At 39.3% G+C, this 17,490-nt stretch carries 19 protein-coding genes and 1 other annotated feature; all 19 genes read left to right on the top strand.

Features of this window, described 5'->3' with window-relative positions; genetic code table 11:
* Positions 1–311 precede the first annotated feature (311 nt).
* The 19 genes from ACMX9J_RS26010 to nusG all read left to right on the top strand — a co-directional run bounded on the left by ACMX9J_RS26010 (position 312) and on the right by nusG (position 17,459).
* Positions 312–773 carry a CtsR family transcriptional regulator gene (locus tag ACMX9J_RS26010; protein ID WP_013054895.1) on the top strand — a complete coding sequence of 154 codons (462 nt, stop codon included), beginning with the start codon at positions 312–314 and terminating at the stop codon, positions 771–773.
* Between the two features lie 41 nt (positions 774–814).
* Complete coding sequence (locus ACMX9J_RS26005; protein WP_028412656.1) at positions 815–1,357, top strand: UvrB/UvrC motif-containing protein; 543 nt, start codon at positions 815–817, stop codon at positions 1,355–1,357.
* Between the two features lie 3 nt (positions 1,358–1,360).
* Positions 1,361–2,434, top strand: a complete 1,074-nt coding sequence (locus ACMX9J_RS26000; protein WP_013054897.1) for a protein arginine kinase — start codon at positions 1,361–1,363, stop codon at positions 2,432–2,434.
* A 20-nt stretch (positions 2,435–2,454) separates the two neighbouring features.
* Positions 2,455–4,896 (top strand): ATP-dependent protease ATP-binding subunit ClpC, encoded by a 2,442-nt coding sequence (gene clpC, locus ACMX9J_RS25995; RefSeq protein ID WP_014462041.1) that lies wholly within the window; start codon positions 2,455–2,457, stop codon positions 4,894–4,896.
* A 123-nt stretch (positions 4,897–5,019) separates the two neighbouring features.
* Complete coding sequence (radA, locus tag ACMX9J_RS25990; protein WP_013054899.1) at positions 5,020–6,396, top strand: DNA repair protein RadA; 1,377 nt, start codon at positions 5,020–5,022, stop codon at positions 6,394–6,396.
* A 3-nt stretch (positions 6,397–6,399) separates the two neighbouring features.
* On the top strand, positions 6,400–7,479 hold the full coding sequence (disA, locus tag ACMX9J_RS25985; RefSeq protein WP_013054900.1) for a DNA integrity scanning diadenylate cyclase DisA: 1,080 nt from the start codon (positions 6,400–6,402) through the stop codon (positions 7,477–7,479).
* Between the two features lie 147 nt (positions 7,480–7,626).
* Positions 7,627–8,724, top strand: coding sequence for a PIN/TRAM domain-containing protein (locus tag ACMX9J_RS25980; protein ID WP_014462040.1), 1,098 nt, complete (start codon positions 7,627–7,629; stop codon positions 8,722–8,724).
* 25 nt (positions 8,725–8,749) lie between these two features.
* The gene (gene ispD / locus ACMX9J_RS25975) at positions 8,750–9,451 is read left to right on the top strand and encodes a 2-C-methyl-D-erythritol 4-phosphate cytidylyltransferase (RefSeq protein ID WP_028412657.1); all 702 of its coding nucleotides are present in this window, start codon (positions 8,750–8,752) and stop codon (positions 9,449–9,451) included.
* Positions 9,448–9,927, top strand: a complete 480-nt coding sequence (ispF, locus tag ACMX9J_RS25970; protein ID WP_013054903.1) for a 2-C-methyl-D-erythritol 2,4-cyclodiphosphate synthase — start codon at positions 9,448–9,450, stop codon at positions 9,925–9,927. Before ispD ends, ispF begins: the two co-directional genes overlap by 4 nt.
* 105 nt (positions 9,928–10,032) lie before the next feature.
* A complete protein-coding gene (gltX, locus tag ACMX9J_RS25965; RefSeq protein ID WP_028412658.1) occupies positions 10,033–11,490 on the top strand; it encodes a glutamate--tRNA ligase in 1,458 nt (485 codons plus the stop codon).
* A 39-nt stretch (positions 11,491–11,529) separates the two neighbouring features.
* Positions 11,530–11,753 (top strand) — a binding site (T-box leader).
* A gap of 72 nt (positions 11,754–11,825) precedes the next feature.
* Positions 11,826–12,482, top strand: a complete 657-nt coding sequence (gene cysE / locus ACMX9J_RS25960; RefSeq protein WP_025753192.1) for a serine O-acetyltransferase — start codon at positions 11,826–11,828, stop codon at positions 12,480–12,482.
* Entirely contained in the window at positions 12,472–13,869 is a 1,398-nt protein-coding gene (gene cysS / locus ACMX9J_RS25955) for a cysteine--tRNA ligase (protein ID WP_033580789.1), read from the top strand. The genes cysE and cysS overlap by 11 nt, the downstream gene beginning before the upstream one ends.
* Before the next feature lie 7 nt (positions 13,870–13,876).
* Positions 13,877–14,302 (top strand): Mini-ribonuclease 3, encoded by a 426-nt coding sequence (locus ACMX9J_RS25950; protein ID WP_013054907.1) that lies wholly within the window; start codon positions 13,877–13,879, stop codon positions 14,300–14,302.
* Entirely contained in the window at positions 14,292–15,035 is a 744-nt protein-coding gene (gene rlmB / locus ACMX9J_RS25945; protein WP_014462034.1) for a 23S rRNA (guanosine(2251)-2'-O)-methyltransferase RlmB, read from the top strand. Before ACMX9J_RS25950 ends, rlmB begins: the two co-directional genes overlap by 11 nt.
* A gap of 2 nt (positions 15,036–15,037) precedes the next feature.
* Positions 15,038–15,547, top strand: a complete 510-nt coding sequence (locus ACMX9J_RS25940) for an NYN domain-containing protein (RefSeq protein ID WP_013081364.1) — start codon at positions 15,038–15,040, stop codon at positions 15,545–15,547.
* Between the two features lie 68 nt (positions 15,548–15,615).
* Complete coding sequence (sigH, locus tag ACMX9J_RS25935; RefSeq protein WP_028412660.1) at positions 15,616–16,266, top strand: RNA polymerase sporulation sigma factor SigH; 651 nt, start codon at positions 15,616–15,618, stop codon at positions 16,264–16,266.
* A gap of 81 nt (positions 16,267–16,347) precedes the next feature.
* Positions 16,348–16,497 carry a 50S ribosomal protein L33 gene (rpmG, locus tag ACMX9J_RS25930; protein WP_013081365.1) on the top strand — a complete coding sequence of 50 codons (150 nt, stop codon included), beginning with the start codon at positions 16,348–16,350 and terminating at the stop codon, positions 16,495–16,497.
* A gap of 53 nt (positions 16,498–16,550) precedes the next feature.
* A complete protein-coding gene (gene secE / locus ACMX9J_RS25925) occupies positions 16,551–16,730 on the top strand; it encodes a preprotein translocase subunit SecE (protein ID WP_013054912.1) in 180 nt (59 codons plus the stop codon).
* Between the two features lie 195 nt (positions 16,731–16,925).
* The gene (gene nusG, locus ACMX9J_RS25920) at positions 16,926–17,459 is read left to right on the top strand and encodes a transcription termination/antitermination protein NusG (RefSeq protein ID WP_014462032.1); all 534 of its coding nucleotides are present in this window, start codon (positions 16,926–16,928) and stop codon (positions 17,457–17,459) included.
* Positions 17,460–17,490: the final 31 nt, after the last annotated feature.

Raw genomic sequence — 17,490 nt, 5'->3', positions numbered from 1 at the left:
CGAACACGGAAGTTAAGCTCTTTAGCGCCAATGGTAGTTGGGACTTTGTCCCTGTGAGAGTAGGACGTTGCCAGGCACCTGAAAAAGGACTAGCTATTTTAGCTAGTCCTTTTTTGTTTACAATTTATTTGTTTTATGAAAAAGTATAGTAAGAACAATAAAATTCGCGATTTGCAGGTTTTGAAATAAATTTTAGTGGCAACGATAAAAGTAAAGAATAAACTTTAATAGTACATAGTTGAAAATTTTTTCGTTTCCTTTTATATTTAAATTAAGGTCAAATATAGTCAAAGTCAGAAGGAGGGGGCAGCGTGCCAAATATCTCTGACATTATCGAACAGTATTTAAAACAAGTACTTGAATTAAGTGAAAGAGAAATTGTTGAAATAAGGCGCAGTGAGATTGCTGATAAATTTCAATGCGTTCCGTCGCAAATTAATTACGTTATCAATACCCGCTTTACGGTTGAGAGAGGTTATCTTGTAGAAAGTAAGCGAGGCGGCGGCGGATTTATTCGTATTGCAAAAGTAAAAATGCATGATGCAGCGGATTTGTTTCAGCAAGTGATTGAGATGATTCAAAATGAAATTTCACAAGTAAGTGCTGAAAATGTCATTATTAGGTTAGTTGAAGAAAAAGTCATCACAGAACGAGAAGCAAAAATCATGTTGAGCGTTATCAATCGTTCAGTTATTAATATTGAACTTCCTTATCGTGATGAGCTAAGAGCCAATCTTTTAAAAGCAATGCTTAATTCATTACGCTACCGATAAGCTCATGATCTATTTTATTTAGAACAGGGAGTGATGACAGGATGATTTGTCAGCAATGTGAAACGAGACCTGCAACTCTTCACTTCACAAAAATTATTAATGGTGAAAAGACGGAGATGCACGTATGTGAACAATGCGCTTCAGAAAATGGAGATGCATTTTCTTTTTCAAATCAGCAAGGTTTTTCAATCAATAACTTACTAGCTGGCCTACTTAACCTAGACCCAGCAGTAACTGAAAATTATAAGAAACAAAGTCAGGACGTTCTTTCTTGTCCTACTTGTGGCATGACATATCAAAAATTTGCTAAAATCGGCAGGTTTGGATGTGCAGATTGCTACAAAACATTTGAGCGACCTCTTATTCCTTTCTTGAAGAGGCTGCATGGAGGTAATTATCTACATCATGGAAAAATACCAGCAAGAATTGCAAGTAATCTTCATTTAAAAAAGGAATTACAGGCATTAAGATTGAACTTAAAAGAGTATATCGAAAAAGAGGAGTTTGAGAAAGCAGCCGAACTCCGAGATCACATTCGATTACTAGAAAAGAAGATGAACGAATCGAGAGAGGAGGAAGCGTAATTCATGTCCCAGGATTTGTTCTTTTCCCAGCCTGTTAGCTCTTGGATGCGTCAAGAAGCTTCGAATTCAGATATTGTGCTAAGCAGTCGAATCAGGCTGGCTCGAAATTTAACTCATTATCTTTTTCCAACTCTCTTTTCTAAAGAACAAGCAGTTGAAGTGGTTCGAGTATTTGAGCAAGTTTTTCAAAAAAGCGAGAACACCAATCAGTGGAATTTGCATTTACTAAAGATGAACGAATTACAGCCTCTTCAAAAGCAAGTGTTGGTTGAAAAACATCTTATCAGTCCTAACTTGGCTGAAGGAGACAACAACGGAGCTTGTTTTTTATCAGAAAAAGAAGATTTGAGTATTATGGTTAATGAAGAAGATCATTTACGCATACAATGTTTATTTCCAGGCCTTCAATTATCTGAAGCTTTAAGCACAGCGAATAAAGTAGATAATTGGATTGAGAAATACGTAGATTATGCGTTTGATGAAAATAGAGGGTATTTAACCAGCTGTCCCACAAATGTGGGTACTGGGCTACGTGCATCTGTGATGATGCATCTGCCGGCTTTAGTGATGACCCGTCAAATTCATCGTATTATTCCCGCTATTAACCAGCTTGGCTTAGTGGTGAGAGGAATTTATGGAGAAGGTAGCGAAGCTTTAGGGAATATCTTTCAAATTTCTAATCAGATAACCTTAGGGAAATCTGAAGAAGATATTGTGGCAGATTTAAATAGTGTCGTACAGCAGTTAATTACACAAGAGCACTCTGCAAGAGACGCACTGTTTAAAACATCTCATGTAGAGTTAGAAGATCGAGTGTATCGTTCATATGGAGTATTGGCCAATAGCCGTATTATTGAGTCCAAAGAAGCTTCACAATGTTTATCAGATGTTCGATTAGGAATCGATTTAGGGTATATAAAAGGACTGAGTCAAAATATATTGAATGAACTTATCATTATGACGCAGCCAGGCTTTTTACAAAAGTATTCGGGAGGGCCCCTAAAGCCTCAGGAACGTGACATTAAAAGAGCCACCTTAATTCGAGAACGTCTCACTATAAATAAAAACACAAATTAAACGTGGAGGGTGACGATTATATGATGTTTGGTAGATTTACAGAGCGCGCACAAAAAGTATTAGCTTTAGCACAGGAAGAAGCACTACGCCTAGGTCACAACAACATTGGAACGGAGCACATTTTATTAGGTATCGTTCGTGAAGGTGAAGGAATTGCAGCAAAAGCTCTTTCTGCTCTAGGCCTAAGCACTGAAAAAATTCAAAAAGAAGTGGAAGCATTAATTGGCAGAGGCCAAGAATTAACGCAGACCATTCATTATACACCTCGAGCGAAAAAAGTCATTGAACTTTCAATGGATGAAGCCCGAAAGCTTGGTCATTCTTACGTAGGAACAGAACATATCTTACTAGGCTTAATTCGTGAAGGTGAAGGCGTTGCAGCACGCGTTTTAAATAATCTAGGTGTCAGCCTAAATAAAGCTCGTCAGCAAGTACTTCATTTATTAGGTAGCAATGAAGCTGCTTCAAGCCATCAAGGCGGAGGTTCTTCAAATGCCAATACACCTACGCTAGACAGCTTAGCACGCGATTTAACAGTTGTAGCGCGCGAAGGAAGCTTAGACCCTGTTATCGGACGTGGGAAAGAAATTCAGCGTGTTATTGAAGTGTTAAGCCGACGTACAAAAAACAATCCTGTATTAATTGGGGAGCCAGGTGTCGGTAAAACGGCAATCGCTGAAGGTTTGGCTCAGCAAATCGTCAACAATGAAGTTCCAGAAATTTTACGTGACAAACGCGTTATGACTTTGGATATGGGAACGGTCGTGGCTGGTACAAAATATCGCGGAGAATTTGAAGATCGCCTGAAGAAAGTAATGGATGAAATTCGTCAAGCAGGTAATATCATTCTCTTTATCGATGAGTTACACACATTAATTGGCGCTGGTGGTGCAGAAGGTGCTATCGATGCTTCTAATATTTTAAAACCGTCTCTTGCTCGTGGAGAACTTCAGTGTATCGGTGCTACGACTTTAGATGAATACAGAAAATATATTGAAAAAGATGCAGCGTTAGAGCGTCGCTTCCAGCCAATTCAAGTGGATGAACCAACGTTGGAAGAGTCTATTCAAATCTTAAAAGGGCTTCGTGACCGTTATGAAGCGCATCACCGAGTATCTATTTCTGATGAGGCAATCGAGCAAGCGGTGAAACTATCAGATCGCTACATTTCAGATCGTTTCTTACCGGATAAAGCAATCGATTTAATTGATGAAGCTGGTTCAAAAGTGCGTTTACGTTCATTTACAACGCCGCCAAATTTAAAGGAATTAGAGCAAAAATTAGAATCAGTACGCAATGAAAAAGATGCGTCTGTTCAAAGTCAAGAATTTGAAAAAGCAGCATCTTTACGCGACACAGAACAACGCCTACGCGAAGAATTAGAAGACACAAAGAAAATTTGGAAAGAGCAGCAAGGTAAAGAAAACTCAGCTGTAACCGTAGAAGATATTGCGATGGTGGTATCTAGCTGGACGGGTGTACCGGTCTCTAAACTGGCACAGGAAGAGACAGAAAGACTGCTAAACATGGAAGAGATTCTTCACTCTCGTGTAATTGGGCAAGAAGAAGCGGTAAAAGCAGTTGCAAAAGCTGTGCGCCGTGCTAGAGCAGGCTTGAAAGATCCAAAACGCCCAATTGGTTCATTCATTTTCTTAGGACCAACAGGGGTTGGTAAAACAGAGCTTGCACGCGCATTAGCGGAGTCAATCTTTGGCGACGAAGACGCAATGATTCGTATCGATATGTCTGAGTACATGGAGAAACATTCTACTTCACGCTTAGTAGGTTCACCTCCAGGATATGTTGGATACGAAGAAGGCGGCCAGTTAACGGAAAAAGTAAGAAGAAAACCTTACTCAGTTGTTCTTTTAGACGAAATTGAAAAAGCACATCCGGATGTATTTAACATTTTATTACAAGTGTTAGAAGATGGACGCTTAACAGATTCAAAAGGCCGTACAGTTGATTTCCGTAATACAATTTTAATTATGACATCAAACGTAGGTGCGGACACATTAAAACGAAGCAAGCACTTAGGGTTCACAGTAGAAGCAGAAGGCCAAGACTACAAAGATATGAAAGGAAAAGTAATGGCGGAAATGAAGCGCGCATTCCGTCCGGAGTTCCTAAACCGTATAGATGAAATTATCGTCTTCCATTCATTGGAGAAACCTCACTTAGCTGAAATCGTTAAATTAATGGCGGACCAGTTAACAAAACGCTTAAAAGAGCAAGAAATTGATCTTGAATTAACAAAAGAAGCAATTGATAAGATTGCAGAGGAAGGTTTTGACCCAGAATACGGCGCTCGTCCACTTCGTAGAGCAATTCAAAAACATATTGAAGACCGTTTATCTGAAGAGCTGCTAAAAGGGGTTGTTCAAAAAGGTCAGAAAGTGACGCTAGATGTAGACAAAGGAGAATTTGTTGTTAAATCCTCCGCTCCAAGCAGCATCAGCTAAATTTACTCAAACCAAGACGAGGCATACGAAAAAACACGTATGCCTCCCTTTTTATTTTAGCTTAGGAAATAGTGTACAATAGAGATAGAAATCGATTGAATGAACGGAGAGATTGATAACATAATGGCGAAACGAAAAACAAAATTTGCATGTCAGCATTGCGGATATGAATCCGCAAAATGGATGGGGAAATGTCCTGGATGCGGAAGCTGGAATTCGATGGTGGAAGAAATGGAAGAAACGAAATCATCACGCCGAGGAGCTTTTTCCGGAGCTACTGCTTCTAAAGTTCAAAAACCTCAGTCAATTACAGCGATTGAATCTACAACAGAACCACGGATTTTTACACCTTCTGCAGAGTTAAACCGTGTATTAGGAGGCGGTATTGTCAGAGGGTCACTCGTTTTAATAGGGGGAGATCCGGGTATCGGAAAGTCTACTTTACTTTTGCAAACCTCCGCGCAGTTAGCAATGAAACAAAATAAAGTACTATATATTTCGGGAGAGGAATCAACCAAACAAACGAAGTTAAGAGCGGACAGGCTAGGTGTAAAAGCTGAAGAGCTTTATGTTCACGCAGAAACAAACTTAGAATTAATACTAGAGGCCATCTCAAGCATGCAGCCTGATTTTGTGGTGATTGATTCAATTCAAACCATTTACCATGCTGATGTGACATCAGCGCCAGGAAGCGTCTCACAGGTGCGAGAGTGTACGGCTGAACTAATGCGTGTTGCTAAAACGAATGGCATTGCCATCTTTATTGTGGGTCATGTAACGAAAGAAGGGGCCATTGCGGGTCCAAGACTTCTTGAACATATGGTAGATACGGTTCTTTATTTTGAAGGAGAGCGCCATCATACGTATCGTATATTAAGAGCGGTTAAGAACCGATTTGGATCTACAAATGAAATGGGCATTTTTGAAATGAAAGAAAGTGGGCTAGAAGAAGTATTGAATCCATCCGAAATCTTTCTAGAAGAACGGTCTCAGGGAGCAGCAGGTTCGGTTGTTGTCGCTTCAATGGAAGGGACAAGACCCGTATTAGTAGAGCTGCAGGCGCTAATCAGTCCAACGAGCTTTGGAAACCCTAGAAGAATGGCGACAGGAGTAGATCATAATCGCGTTTCGCTTATCATGGCTGTCTTAGAAAAGCGTGTAGGAATGCTGCTGCAGAATCAAGATGCTTATTTAAAAGTAGCAGGTGGAGTGAAATTAGATGAACCAGCAATCGATTTAGCTGTAGCCGTTAGCATTGCTTCAAGCTTCAGAGATGCTGCTTCTAGCGCTACAGATGTTATTGTAGGAGAGGTAGGATTAACAGGCGAAGTACGCCGAGTGTCTAGAATTGAACAGCGCGTTCAAGAAGCGGTAAAATTAGGGTTCCAACGAATTATTATTCCGGAGAAAAATTTAGGAGGATGGAAAGTCCCAGATGGTATTGATGTGATTGGGGTATCAACAGTAGCGGAGGCTCTGCAATATACATTAGGAGGATAAGCAGTGGAAGGAGAAAAAACAACAGTTAGTCAAAAACAAATATCAGAAATTCTGCAGTTTGTAGCACCAGGAACCCCTATTCGTGACGGTATCGATAACGTCTTGCGGGCAAAGACGGGCGGCTTAATTGTTATGGGCTACAATGAACAAGTCAAAAAGATGGTAGATGGAGGATTTTCGATTAATTGTGCATTTACACCTGCGCATTTATACGAGTTAGCCAAAATGGATGGAGCGCTTATTTTAAACGACAGCGGAAGCAAGATATTGTTTGCTAATGCTCAGCTCATGCCAGATCCCTCTACCCCTTCTTCACAGACAGGAATGCGTCACCGTACAGCGGAGCGCGTAGCTAAGCAGTCAGGTGTATTGGTGATAGCCATTTCACAAAGACGGAATGTGATTACGCTTTACAAAGGGTCTCTGCAGTATGTATTGAAAGACATTAGCGTTATTTTAGCAAAAGCGAATCAAGCGCTTGGAACCCTTGAAAAGTACAAGGCGGTATTAGATGAATCGATTACAAGTCTCAGTGCATTAGAGTTTGAAGAGCAAGTAACTCACACAGATGTGCTGCAGTCGCTTCATCGTACAGAAATGGTTTTGCGTATTAAAAATGAAATTTTGAGCTATATTAGCGAGTTAGGAACAGAAGGAAGGCTAATTCGTCTCCAAATGAATGAACTGCTTTCTCACTTAGAGGAAGAAGCAACTTTATTAATCAAAGATTATATGTATGACCTCAGCTTTGACCCTTACCGAGTGATTGAACGCATGCAGCAGCCGTCAAATAATGTTCTTCTCGATGACCAAACGCTCCTTCGCTTAATGGGATATCCTATGTATACAAGCTTTGAAGACAGCGTTATTCCTAGAGGGTATCGAATGCTTCATAAAATTCCAAGACTTCCATCGATTATTATTGAAAATCTCATTGATGAATTAGGGGATTTAAAAACGATAGCAGATGCGTCGGTAGAAGAATTGGATGAGGTAGAAGGCATCGGTGAAATTCGAGCACGGAAAATTAGAGAAGGCCTAAAAAGACTAAAAGAGCAGCATCTTACAAACCGTCAGCTATAGGATATTAATTGACATTAAATGTTTGATTCATTAAGATATTGTGAAAATACAAAAAAAGTGACAGTTTGTTTACAAATTCTGTTTTTTGGTTAAATAACAGGTTTCAATCATTGTAAACTGTTTATAATGATAAAGGGAGGTGAAGGCGTGTTAAAACGTTTTGTACAGTTATTTTTTATTATTACAGGTGGTACATTGGGCGTCTTTTTTATACCTGAACTTATTCAATTATTAAATCTGCAAGATGTAGCATTTCTAGAAAAACCTTACGTCGATGCAATACTGGGAGCTATTTTGTTTTTCCTTGTCACGTTTTGGATTGTTGATTATATAGTTGAATTAATTCGCCGAGTGGAAGAGGCGTTGCTGAAGGCGCCTGTAACGGATGTACTTTTTGGTAGCTTAGGATTGATTTTAGGGCTTATTGTAGCCTACTTGGTCGGAGCTTTTTTAGGCAGAATTCAACTTCAAGTAGTAAGTACCATTTTACCAATCTTTCTAAGTATTCTTTTAGGTTACTTAGGGTTTCAAGTCGGGTTTAAAAAACGTGATGAGCTTGTGAACGTGTTTTCCATGCCATCTCGAATTGGGAAGAAAAAAGGGCAAGAAGAAGAAGCAGATAATGAAGAATCACTAAAGTCTCTTAAAATTTTAGATACAAGCGTTATTATTGACGGTCGTATCGCAGATATTTGTCAAACAGGATTTTTAGACGGAACGATTGTTATTCCGCGCTTTGTGCTTGAGGAACTTCAGCATATTGCTGATTCGTCGGATGTTCTAAAACGAAACAGAGGTAGACGAGGTCTAGATATTCTAAACCGTATTCAAAAGGAACTGGCAATGAAGGTAGAAATTTATGAAGGCGATTTCGAAGACATTCAAGAAGTGGACAGTAAGCTGGTCAAATTGGCAAAGCTGACTTCTGGGTTGGTCGTTACAAACGACTTTAATTTAAATAAAGTATGTGAACTTCAAAATGTCGGCGTCTTAAATATTAATGACTTAGCAAATGCCGTTAAGCCAATTGTGCTTCCGGGAGAAGAAATGAATGTGTTGGTTATAAAAGATGGTAAAGAGCATAATCAAGGTATTGCCTATCTTGATGACGGTACAATGATCGTGGTAGAAGAAGGAAGAAATTACATTGGAAAGCAAATTGATGTACTGGTGACGAGCGTACTCCAAACCTCAGCAGGCCGTATGATTTTTGCGAAACCCAAGTTATTAGAAAAAGCACTGTGACGTAACAGGTAAAGGGAGTATACCTATGAAGTATGAAATTATCGTTTTAGCTGCAGGGCAGGGGAAGCGAATGAAAGCGGGGCGGAACAAACAATTTTTAACTATTCAAAACGTTCCGCTTATCATTCATACGCTGCAAAAATTCGAACAAGATCCTTGGTGCAGTGGAATTGTACTAGTTGTAAACGAAAAAGAAGTGGCGATTTTTGAAGAGTTATTAACTGAATATCCAATTCAAAAGGTTCAATCATTGACAGTTGGAGGCGATGAACGTCAACATAGCGTTTATAACGGCCTTAAAAGTCTAAAGCAGGCTCAAATGGTATTAATTCATGATGGCGCTCGACCATTTGTTCAACAAAACACAATCCATGAGTTAGTAGAAAAAGCTGCTAGTGATAAGGCTGCTGTACTGGCTGTTCCAGTAAAAGACACAATTAAGCGTGTGGAACAGGGGACTGTCATTGAAACAGTTGAGCGCTCTAGCTTGTGGGCTATTCAAACGCCGCAGGCTTTTCTTTTTGATGTAGTAATGGATGCACACGAAAAAGCAAAAACAAATGAATACTTAGGCACCGATGATGCAAGCTTAGTAGAAAAAGCGGGACAAAAAGTATCGATTGTAGAGGGAAATTACGATAATATAAAACTAACAACACCAGAAGATTTGTTATATGCAGAAGCTATATTAACAAAGCTAAACAGGACTGAAGGAGTGGAAAAATGAACATTCGAGTAGGACAAGGTTTCGACGTACATGAATTTGCAGAAGGAAGACCTTTAATCATCGGCGGTTTAGAAATTCCGTATGAAAAAGGATTATTAGGCCACTCAGATGCAGATGTGCTGTTACATACAATCGCAGATGCCTTATTAGGAGCGGCGGCTAAAGGAGATATCGGAAAGCATTTTCCGGATACAGACCCTGAATTTAAAGATGCTGATTCAGCAAAGCTTCTTCAACACGTATGGAAACTACTAAAAGATGAAGGTTATGAATTAAGCAATGTAGATTGCACGATTATCGCGCAAAAACCTAAAATGGCTCCTTACATTGAACCAATGAGAGAGCGTATTGCGCAGCTGTTAGAAGCAAGCATTTCTCAAATTAACGTCAAGGCAACAACAACAGAAAAGTTAGGTTTTACGGGACGTGAAGAAGGAATCGCTGCCCAAGCAGCCGTTTTAGTTTATCAAAAATAAAAACAGTTGACTTTGACAGATACCTATTTGGTGATAAAATTAGAACATGTCTAAAACATATAAATACATACTATAAGTAATATTAAATTGGAGGTCATCTTAGTTATGTCAAGCGAAGTAAGAGTTCGTTATGCCCCGAGTCCAACTGGACATCTTCATATAGGGAATGCAAGAACAGCACTATTTAATTATTTATTTGCACGAAATCAAAACGGTAAATTTATTATCCGTATTGAAGATACAGATCAAAAGCGTAATATCGAAGGCGGCGAAGAAAGTCAGCTGCGCTATTTAAAATGGTTAGGTATTGAATGGGATGAAAGTATCGACGTAGGCGGGGAGTACGGTCCTTACCGCCAGTCTGAACGTACGGAAATCTATCAAAAATATACGGAAGAACTTCTTGAAAAAGGATTAGCTTATCACTGTTACTGTACGTCAGAAGAGCTTGAAAAAGAGCGTGAAGAACAGCAGGCGAACAGTCAAATGCCGCGCTATTCAGGTAAGTGCCGTAACTTAACAGCTGAACAGCGTGCTGAACTAGAAGCAGAAGGCCGTGAGCCGAGCATTCGCTTCCGTGTTCCTAGTAACACAGAAATTAAGTGGAATGATATTGTCAAAGATGAAGTATCGTTTGAGTCTGAAGGCATTGGTGATTTCGTTATTGTGAAAAAAGACGGTACACCAACATATAACTACGCTGTAGCCATTGATGATTATCTAATGAAGATGACACATGTTCTACGCGGAGATGACCATATTTCCAATACACCGAAGCAAATTCTTGTGTATGAAGCTTTAGGCTGGACGCCTCCTGTATTTGGTCATATGACGTTAATCGTAAATGAAAATCGTCGCAAGCTAAGTAAACGTGATGAGTCAATCATTCAGTTTATCGAGCAATATAAAGAATTAGGCTACTTGCCAGAAGCACTATTTAATTTTATTACAATGCTTGGCTGGTCACCTGTGGGAGAAGAAGAAATTTTCTCTAAAGAACAGTTTATTGAAATTTTTGACCCAGCTCGTTTATCAAAATCTCCAGCACTATTTGATACAAGCAAATTACGTTGGATGAACAACCAATACATGAAACAATTGGATTTAGACGAGGTAGTAGCTTTATCAGTTCCTCACTTAGTGAAAGCTGGAAAAGTTGAAGAAACGCGCGATGCAGAAACAGAACAATGGGTACGTGACTTAGTCGCTCTATACCAAGAACAAATGAGCTTTGGCGCTGAGATTGTTGAACTTACTGAAATGTTCTTTAAGAAAGAAATTGATTACAGTGAAGAAGCAAAAGCAGTACTTGCTGAAGAACAAGTACCGGAAGTGTTAAAAGCATTTGCTGAAGAGATTTCTTCCTTAGAAGAATTCAGCGCTGATGAAATTAAGGCAGCAACAAAGGCTGTACAAAAAGCAACAGGTCAAAAAGGTAAAAAACTATTTATGCCAATTCGTGTAGCAACAACAGGCGAAACACACGGTCCCGAGCTTCCAAAAGCTATTTCTCTTTTAGGGAAAGAAACAGTTTTAGCTCGTCTAGAAAGCATTTATAGTTAACAAATTTCTATTTTGCCCATATGATAAAATAATCAAATATGGATATCGTTGAGAAGGAAGAGTAGGCAAGTTCATTGCATATCAGAGAGGGTTATCACCGGCTGAAAGTAACCTATGACAAAACTTGTTGAAGTGCGCCTTTGAGTCTTTTGTTGAATGCTACTAAGTAAGTAGGCAAAAGCGGTTACTTTCACGTTATGAGAGAAGAGTTGGGATTGTTTGTTGATCCAAACAGAGTGGAACCGCGTATATACGTCTCTGTGTCATTTGACATAGGGGCGTTTTTTTATACAATCAATGAGTAGATAAAGGAATAGCGGAATTGGGGTGAGATGATGCTAAAGTTGTTAAAGGAAGACATTGAGGCCATATTTGAACAAGATCCTGCAGCAAGAAGTTATATTGAAGTGATATTAACCTATTCAGGGTTGCATGCTATTTGGGCACATAGATTCGCTCACGGGCTTTTTAAAAGAAAGTGGTTTTTTCTGGCACGTGTAATCTCACAAATTAGCCGATTCTTCACAGGGATTGAAATTCATCCGGGTGCGAAAATTGGCCGCCGCTTTTTTATTGACCACGGAATGGGAATTGTTATTGGGGAAACGTGCGAAATTGGAGATAATGTAACAGTATATCAAGGAGTAACACTCGGAGGAACAGGGAAAGAAAAAGGAAAGCGTCACCCGACGATTGAAGACAATGTCTTAATTGCAACAGGTGCTAAAGTGCTAGGGTCGATTACGATTCATGCGCACTCCAAAATTGGAGCAGGCTCAGTTGTGTTAAATGACGTCCCAGAAAACTCAACGGTTGTTGGTATCCCTGGCCGAGTCGTCATTCAAAATGGCGTCCGGATTCCAAAAGATTTGAATCATCAAGATTTGCCAGATCCAGATGCAGAGCGTTTCAAACAGCTAGAGAAAGAAATTTTACACCTGCAAAATCAATTAAAGGAATTAAAAGAAGGGAAGATTCACCATGGCAATTAAGCTATATAACACGTTAACACGTCAAAAAGAGACGTTTGTACCGCTAGAAGAAAACAAAGTCAAAATGTACGTGTGCGGACCGACCGTGTATAACTATATTCATATTGGAAATGCACGTCCTGCGATCGTATTTGATACGGTGCGCCGCTATTTAGAATTTAGAGGCTACGACGTGGAGTATGTCTCAAACTTCACAGATGTGGATGATAAATTAATTAAGGCAGCAAAAGAGTTAGGAGAAGATGTTCCAACGATCGCAAACCGCTTTATCGATGCCTACTTTGAAGATACGTCAGCTCTTGGATGCAAGCATGCCGATGTGCATCCACGCGTAACTGAAAATATGGATATCATTATTGAATTCATTGATGAACTGGTGAAAAAAGGCTATGCGTATGAGTCAGAGGGCGACGTATACTATCGTACGCGTAAATTTGAAGGATACGGAAAATTATCACATCAGTCCATTGATGAATTGCAATCCGGTGCTCGTATCGAAGTTGGAGAAAAGAAAGAAGATCCATTAGACTTTACTCTTTGGAAAGCAACCAAAGATGGAGAGATTGCATGGGATAGTCCTTGGGGTCAAGGAAGACCAGGCTGGCATATTGAATGCTCGGCGATGGCGCGCAAGTATTTAGGTGATACAATTGATATCCACGCGGGAGGTCAGGATTTAGCTTTCCCTCATCACGAAAATGAAATTGCTCAATCAGAAGCGCTCACTGGGAAATCGTTTGCGAAATACTGGCTTCATAACGGATATATCAATATTGATAATGAAAAGATGTCTAAATCACTAGGGAACTTCGTGTTAGTTCATGACATTATTAAAAAGCATGATCCTTCCCTACTTCGATTCTTTATTTTATCTGTTCACTATCGTCACCCAATTAACTATAACGAAGAAATTTTAGAGAATACGCGCAAAGGGTTTGAGCGTCTGCAAACAGCTTACGGCAACTTAACTCACCGTCTAGAGGCAGCAACAAATCTTCAAGAAGATGCTTCAGAATGGTTTGAAAAGCTAAAAGAGCTTCGCGAGACCTTTGTTGAAGAGATGGATGATGATTTTAATACGGCAAATGCCATTTCTGTTCTGTTCGAGCTAGCAAAGCAAGCTAACTTGTATTTATTAGAACAAACAACGTCTACAGATGTAATTGAAGCCTTTATTAAAGAGTTTAAAGAACTAGGTGCTGCAATAGGCATTGCATTTGGAGAAGCTGAACTTTTAGACGAAGAAATTGATCAATTGATCCAAGATCGTATTCAAGCTCGTAAAGATCGTAATTTCCAATTAGCAGATCAAATTCGAGATGAATTAAAGGCTAAAAATATTATTTTAGAAGATACGGCGCAAGGAACAAGATGGAAAAGAGGATAATAGTGTTATGAGCAGCAGTAAATTAGATGTAAAACAGCTAAATAGCTTAGCTCTTGCTTATATGGGTGATGCGGTGTTTGATTTACATGTTCGCCGCCACCTGCTGGTGTTAGGGACAGTGCGCCCTAACCAGCTTCATAATAAAGCTAAAAAATATGTATCAGCAAAAGCACAAGCACAAATCGTATATTATTTTAAAAATGAAAACTTTTTTACTGAAGAAGAAGAAGGTGTACTGCGCCGAGGACGCAATGCAAAGTCTGGTACAGTCCCTAAAAACACAGATGTGCAAACGTATCGCTACAGTACAGCATTTGAAGCGGTCGTAGGCTATTTGTATCTTTTAGGTGAAGAAGAAAGAATGATGGAACTTATTACTAAAGCTATCTCTTTCGTCGATGAAGGAGAGGGAGGAATGAATCATGGAACATGAATTTATCATTGGACGTAATCCGGTCCTAGAAGCCCTAAAGTCTGGGCGTGACATTAACAAACTATGGATTGCCGAAGGATCGCAAGGCGGTTCTATGGGGCAAATCACGCAGTTAGCAAAACGTAATGGTGTATTGGTGCAGTTTGTACCGAAAAAGAAAATTGAGCAAATGGTAGACGGTATTCATCAAGGAGTAGCTGCACAAGTTGCTGCTTATCAGTATGCAGAGTTAGATGATTTATTTAACTTAGCGGAAAAACGTAATGAAAGTCCGTTTTTCCTTCTGTTAGATGAGCTCGAAGATCCCCATAATTTAGGTTCTATTATGCGAACAGCCGATGCCGTTGGCGCACACGGTATCATTATTCCAAAGCGCCGTTCAGTTGGATTAACGGCCACTGTAGCAAAGGCGTCTACAGGAGCGATTGAACATATTCCTGTAGCAAGGGTAACAAACCTATCAAGGACGATTGATGAATTAAAAGATCGAGGCGTATGGATTGTTGGAACGGATGCGAAAGAAAGTGACGATTACCGCAACTTAGATGGAGGTATGCCGCTTACGTTAGTGATTGGAAGTGAAGGAAAAGGCATGAGTCGTTTGATTCGTGAAAAATGCGACTTTCTTGTACAGCTTCCAATGGTTGGGCATGTTACATCGTTAAATGCATCTGTAGCAGCTAGTCTTCTCATGTATGAGGTTTACCGAAAACGCCATCCTCTAGGTGAATAAAAATGGATATTCTACTGGTGGATGGTTATAACATGATAGGTGCGTGGCCCGACCTAAGAAAGCTTAGAGATAATGATTTAGCGGGTGCTCGAGACCTGTTAATTGAAAAGATGGCAGAGTATCAAGCATATATGGGGTATCGTGTCATTATTGTCTTCGATGCTCATATGGTCGAAGGAATTGAAAAGAAGGCAAAAAATCATAAGGTTGACGTTGTATTTACACGAGAAAATGAAACAGCGGATGAGTACATTGAAAAGCTGGCTCAAGAGCTAAACAATGTAAAGACACAGATTCATGTTGCTACATCTGATTTTACGGAGCAGTGGGCAATCTTTGGACAAGGTGCGCTTAGAATTTCTGCTCGAGAATTGTACAACGAAATTGAGCAAATTGAGAAACATATTAATCTTGATGTGAAGTCTATTCAAAATCAAAAGCCAGCGGCACGCATTCAACTTTCCAATCAAGTAGCCGAAATTTTCGAAAAATGGCGCCGGGGACAGCGGTGAGGTTATTGACGGTACGGAATTAGCTACTGTATAATATTTCTATCTACTGTGCGGTCGGGGGGATCGATATGGGCGATACTTATGGGAGAAAACTGCATGCTCATTTCGAACAACAAGAGGATGAAACAGTTGTCGATCTTGTGCATAAAGGCGATATTGACGCATTAGAGTATTTGATTCATAAATACAAAAACTTTGTGCGAGCAAAGGCGCGGTCGTATTTTTTAATTGGGGCAGACCGTGAAGATATTGTACAAGAAGGTATGATAGGGTTATACAAGGCAATTAGAGATTTTAGAGAAGATAAGCTAACTTCGTTTAAAGCTTTTGCTGAACTTTGCATTACCAGGCAAATTATTACCGCTATTAAAACCGCAACAAGGCAAAAACATATTCCATTAAACTCTTATGTATCATTGGACAAGCCAATATATGATGAAGAGTCCGACCGAACCTTAATGGATGTTATTTCGGGGACAAAAGTAGCAAATCCAGAAGAGTTGCTCATTAATCGAGAGAAGTTTGATGATATTGAATTAAAGATGGCTGAACTGTTAAGTGATCTTGAGCGAAAAGTTCTCGTTCTTTATTTAGATGGTCAATCTTATCAAGAAATTTCAGAAGAGTTAAACCGCCACGTCAAATCCATCGATAATGCACTTCAGCGTGTGAAGAGGAAATTAGAGCGCTACCTCGAGATTCGTGAAATCACAATGTAGCCTTCTATCCTCATATTGACATGCTAAGAAAGTCTGTGATACTTTTTTATAGACATTATCACTCTATAGGTGGTTGACATTATGCGTAAAAAAGTTGTACTTGCGTGTGTGCAATGCGCTAGTCGTAACTATACGACTATGAAAAACACACAGCAAAACGAAGAGCGTTTAGAAATGAAGAAGTTTTGCAAAACGTGTAACGCACATACGATTCATCGTGAAACAAAGTAGATCAATAATCTGCACAGACTAATACCCCTTTTAATTTATTGGAGGTTACAAACATGAACCGTGTAGGAAATTTCTTGCGTGATGTTGGGCGTGAGATGAAGAAGGTAAGTTGGCCTAAAAAAAATGAGCTAACTCGTTATACAATTACTGTTATTTCTACAGTTGTATTTATGACACTCTTTTTTGTAGTAGTTGATTACGGAATTTCGTCACTTATTCGTTTAATCCCTTGAATAAATTGACTTAAATCATGGTATAATAAAGCTAAATTATGTTTTTTTCAGAAAAGCCCGGAGACGGGTTTTTTAATTTGCTTTAAGAATGATTGTGCTAGGAGTCAACTATTTTCCTAGTACGTTGTCTGTGCAATAGATTAGGACATCTTATTTTATAGTGAGCTGGGAGGGAAGGACGTATAGTCCTCAGAAATGGAGAAAAATTGGTATGTAGTCCATACTTATTCTGGATATGAAAATAAAGTAAAAACAAATTTAGAAAAGCGCGTAGAAACAATGGGTATGCAAGATAAAATTTTCCGCGTTGTTGTTCCTGAAGAAGAAGAAAGAGAAATTAAGAACAACAAAGAAAAGATTACAAAGAAAAAAGTATTCCCAGGGTACGTGTTAGTTGAAATCATCATGACAGATGATTCATGGTATGTAGTTCGTAATACACCTGGCGTTACGGGCTTTGTAGGTTCAGCAGGTTCTGGATCAAAGCCAACTGCTCTTCTACCAGAAGAAGTAGAAATGATCTTAAAACAAATGGGCATGGACGAGCAGCATGCTGACTTTGACTTTGAACTAAAAGAAACAGTATTGGTTCAAGAAGGTCCGTTTGCAAACTTCGAAGGTACCATTGAAGAAATCGATACAGATAAACGTAAAGTTAAGGTTCATGTCGATATGTTCGGAAGACAAACGCCAGTAGAGCTAGACTTTACACAAATTGAAAAAATATAATCTGTAAGACCTTGCAATTCATGAAGTTTAA

The sequence above is a fragment of the Priestia sp. RMT2NF4 genome (genome assembly GCF_047872835.1).
GTDB lineage: Bacteria > Bacillota > Bacilli > Bacillales > Bacillaceae_H > Priestia > Priestia zanthoxyli.
This window is presented reverse-complemented; position numbering and strand designations above follow the sequence as displayed.

Coding starts and splice junctions, on each gene's coding strand:
- ACMX9J_RS26005 (WP_028412656.1), top strand. CDS start 815: ATGATTTGTCAGCAATGTGAAACGAGACCTGCAACTCTTCACTTCACA.
- ACMX9J_RS26000 (WP_013054897.1), top strand. CDS start 1,361: ATGTCCCAGGATTTGTTCTTTTCCCAGCCTGTTAGCTCTTGGATGCGT.
- clpC (WP_014462041.1), top strand. CDS start 2,455: ATGATGTTTGGTAGATTTACAGAGCGCGCACAAAAAGTATTAGCTTTA.
- radA (WP_013054899.1), top strand. CDS start 5,020: ATGGCGAAACGAAAAACAAAATTTGCATGTCAGCATTGCGGATATGAA.
- ispD (WP_028412657.1), top strand. CDS start 8,750: ATGAAGTATGAAATTATCGTTTTAGCTGCAGGGCAGGGGAAGCGAATG.
- ispF (WP_013054903.1), top strand. CDS start 9,448: ATGAACATTCGAGTAGGACAAGGTTTCGACGTACATGAATTTGCAGAA.
- gltX (WP_028412658.1), top strand. CDS start 10,033: ATGTCAAGCGAAGTAAGAGTTCGTTATGCCCCGAGTCCAACTGGACAT.
- cysE (WP_025753192.1), top strand. CDS start 11,826: ATGCTAAAGTTGTTAAAGGAAGACATTGAGGCCATATTTGAACAAGAT.
- cysS (WP_033580789.1), top strand. CDS start 12,472: ATGGCAATTAAGCTATATAACACGTTAACACGTCAAAAAGAGACGTTT.
- ACMX9J_RS25950 (WP_013054907.1), top strand. CDS start 13,877: ATGAGCAGCAGTAAATTAGATGTAAAACAGCTAAATAGCTTAGCTCTT.
- rlmB (WP_014462034.1), top strand. CDS start 14,292: ATGGAACATGAATTTATCATTGGACGTAATCCGGTCCTAGAAGCCCTA.
- ACMX9J_RS25940 (WP_013081364.1), top strand. CDS start 15,038: ATGGATATTCTACTGGTGGATGGTTATAACATGATAGGTGCGTGGCCC.
- sigH (WP_028412660.1), top strand. CDS start 15,616: ATGGGCGATACTTATGGGAGAAAACTGCATGCTCATTTCGAACAACAA.
- rpmG (WP_013081365.1), top strand. CDS start 16,348: ATGCGTAAAAAAGTTGTACTTGCGTGTGTGCAATGCGCTAGTCGTAAC.
- secE (WP_013054912.1), top strand. CDS start 16,551: ATGAACCGTGTAGGAAATTTCTTGCGTGATGTTGGGCGTGAGATGAAG.
- nusG (WP_014462032.1), top strand. CDS start 16,926: ATGGAGAAAAATTGGTATGTAGTCCATACTTATTCTGGATATGAAAAT.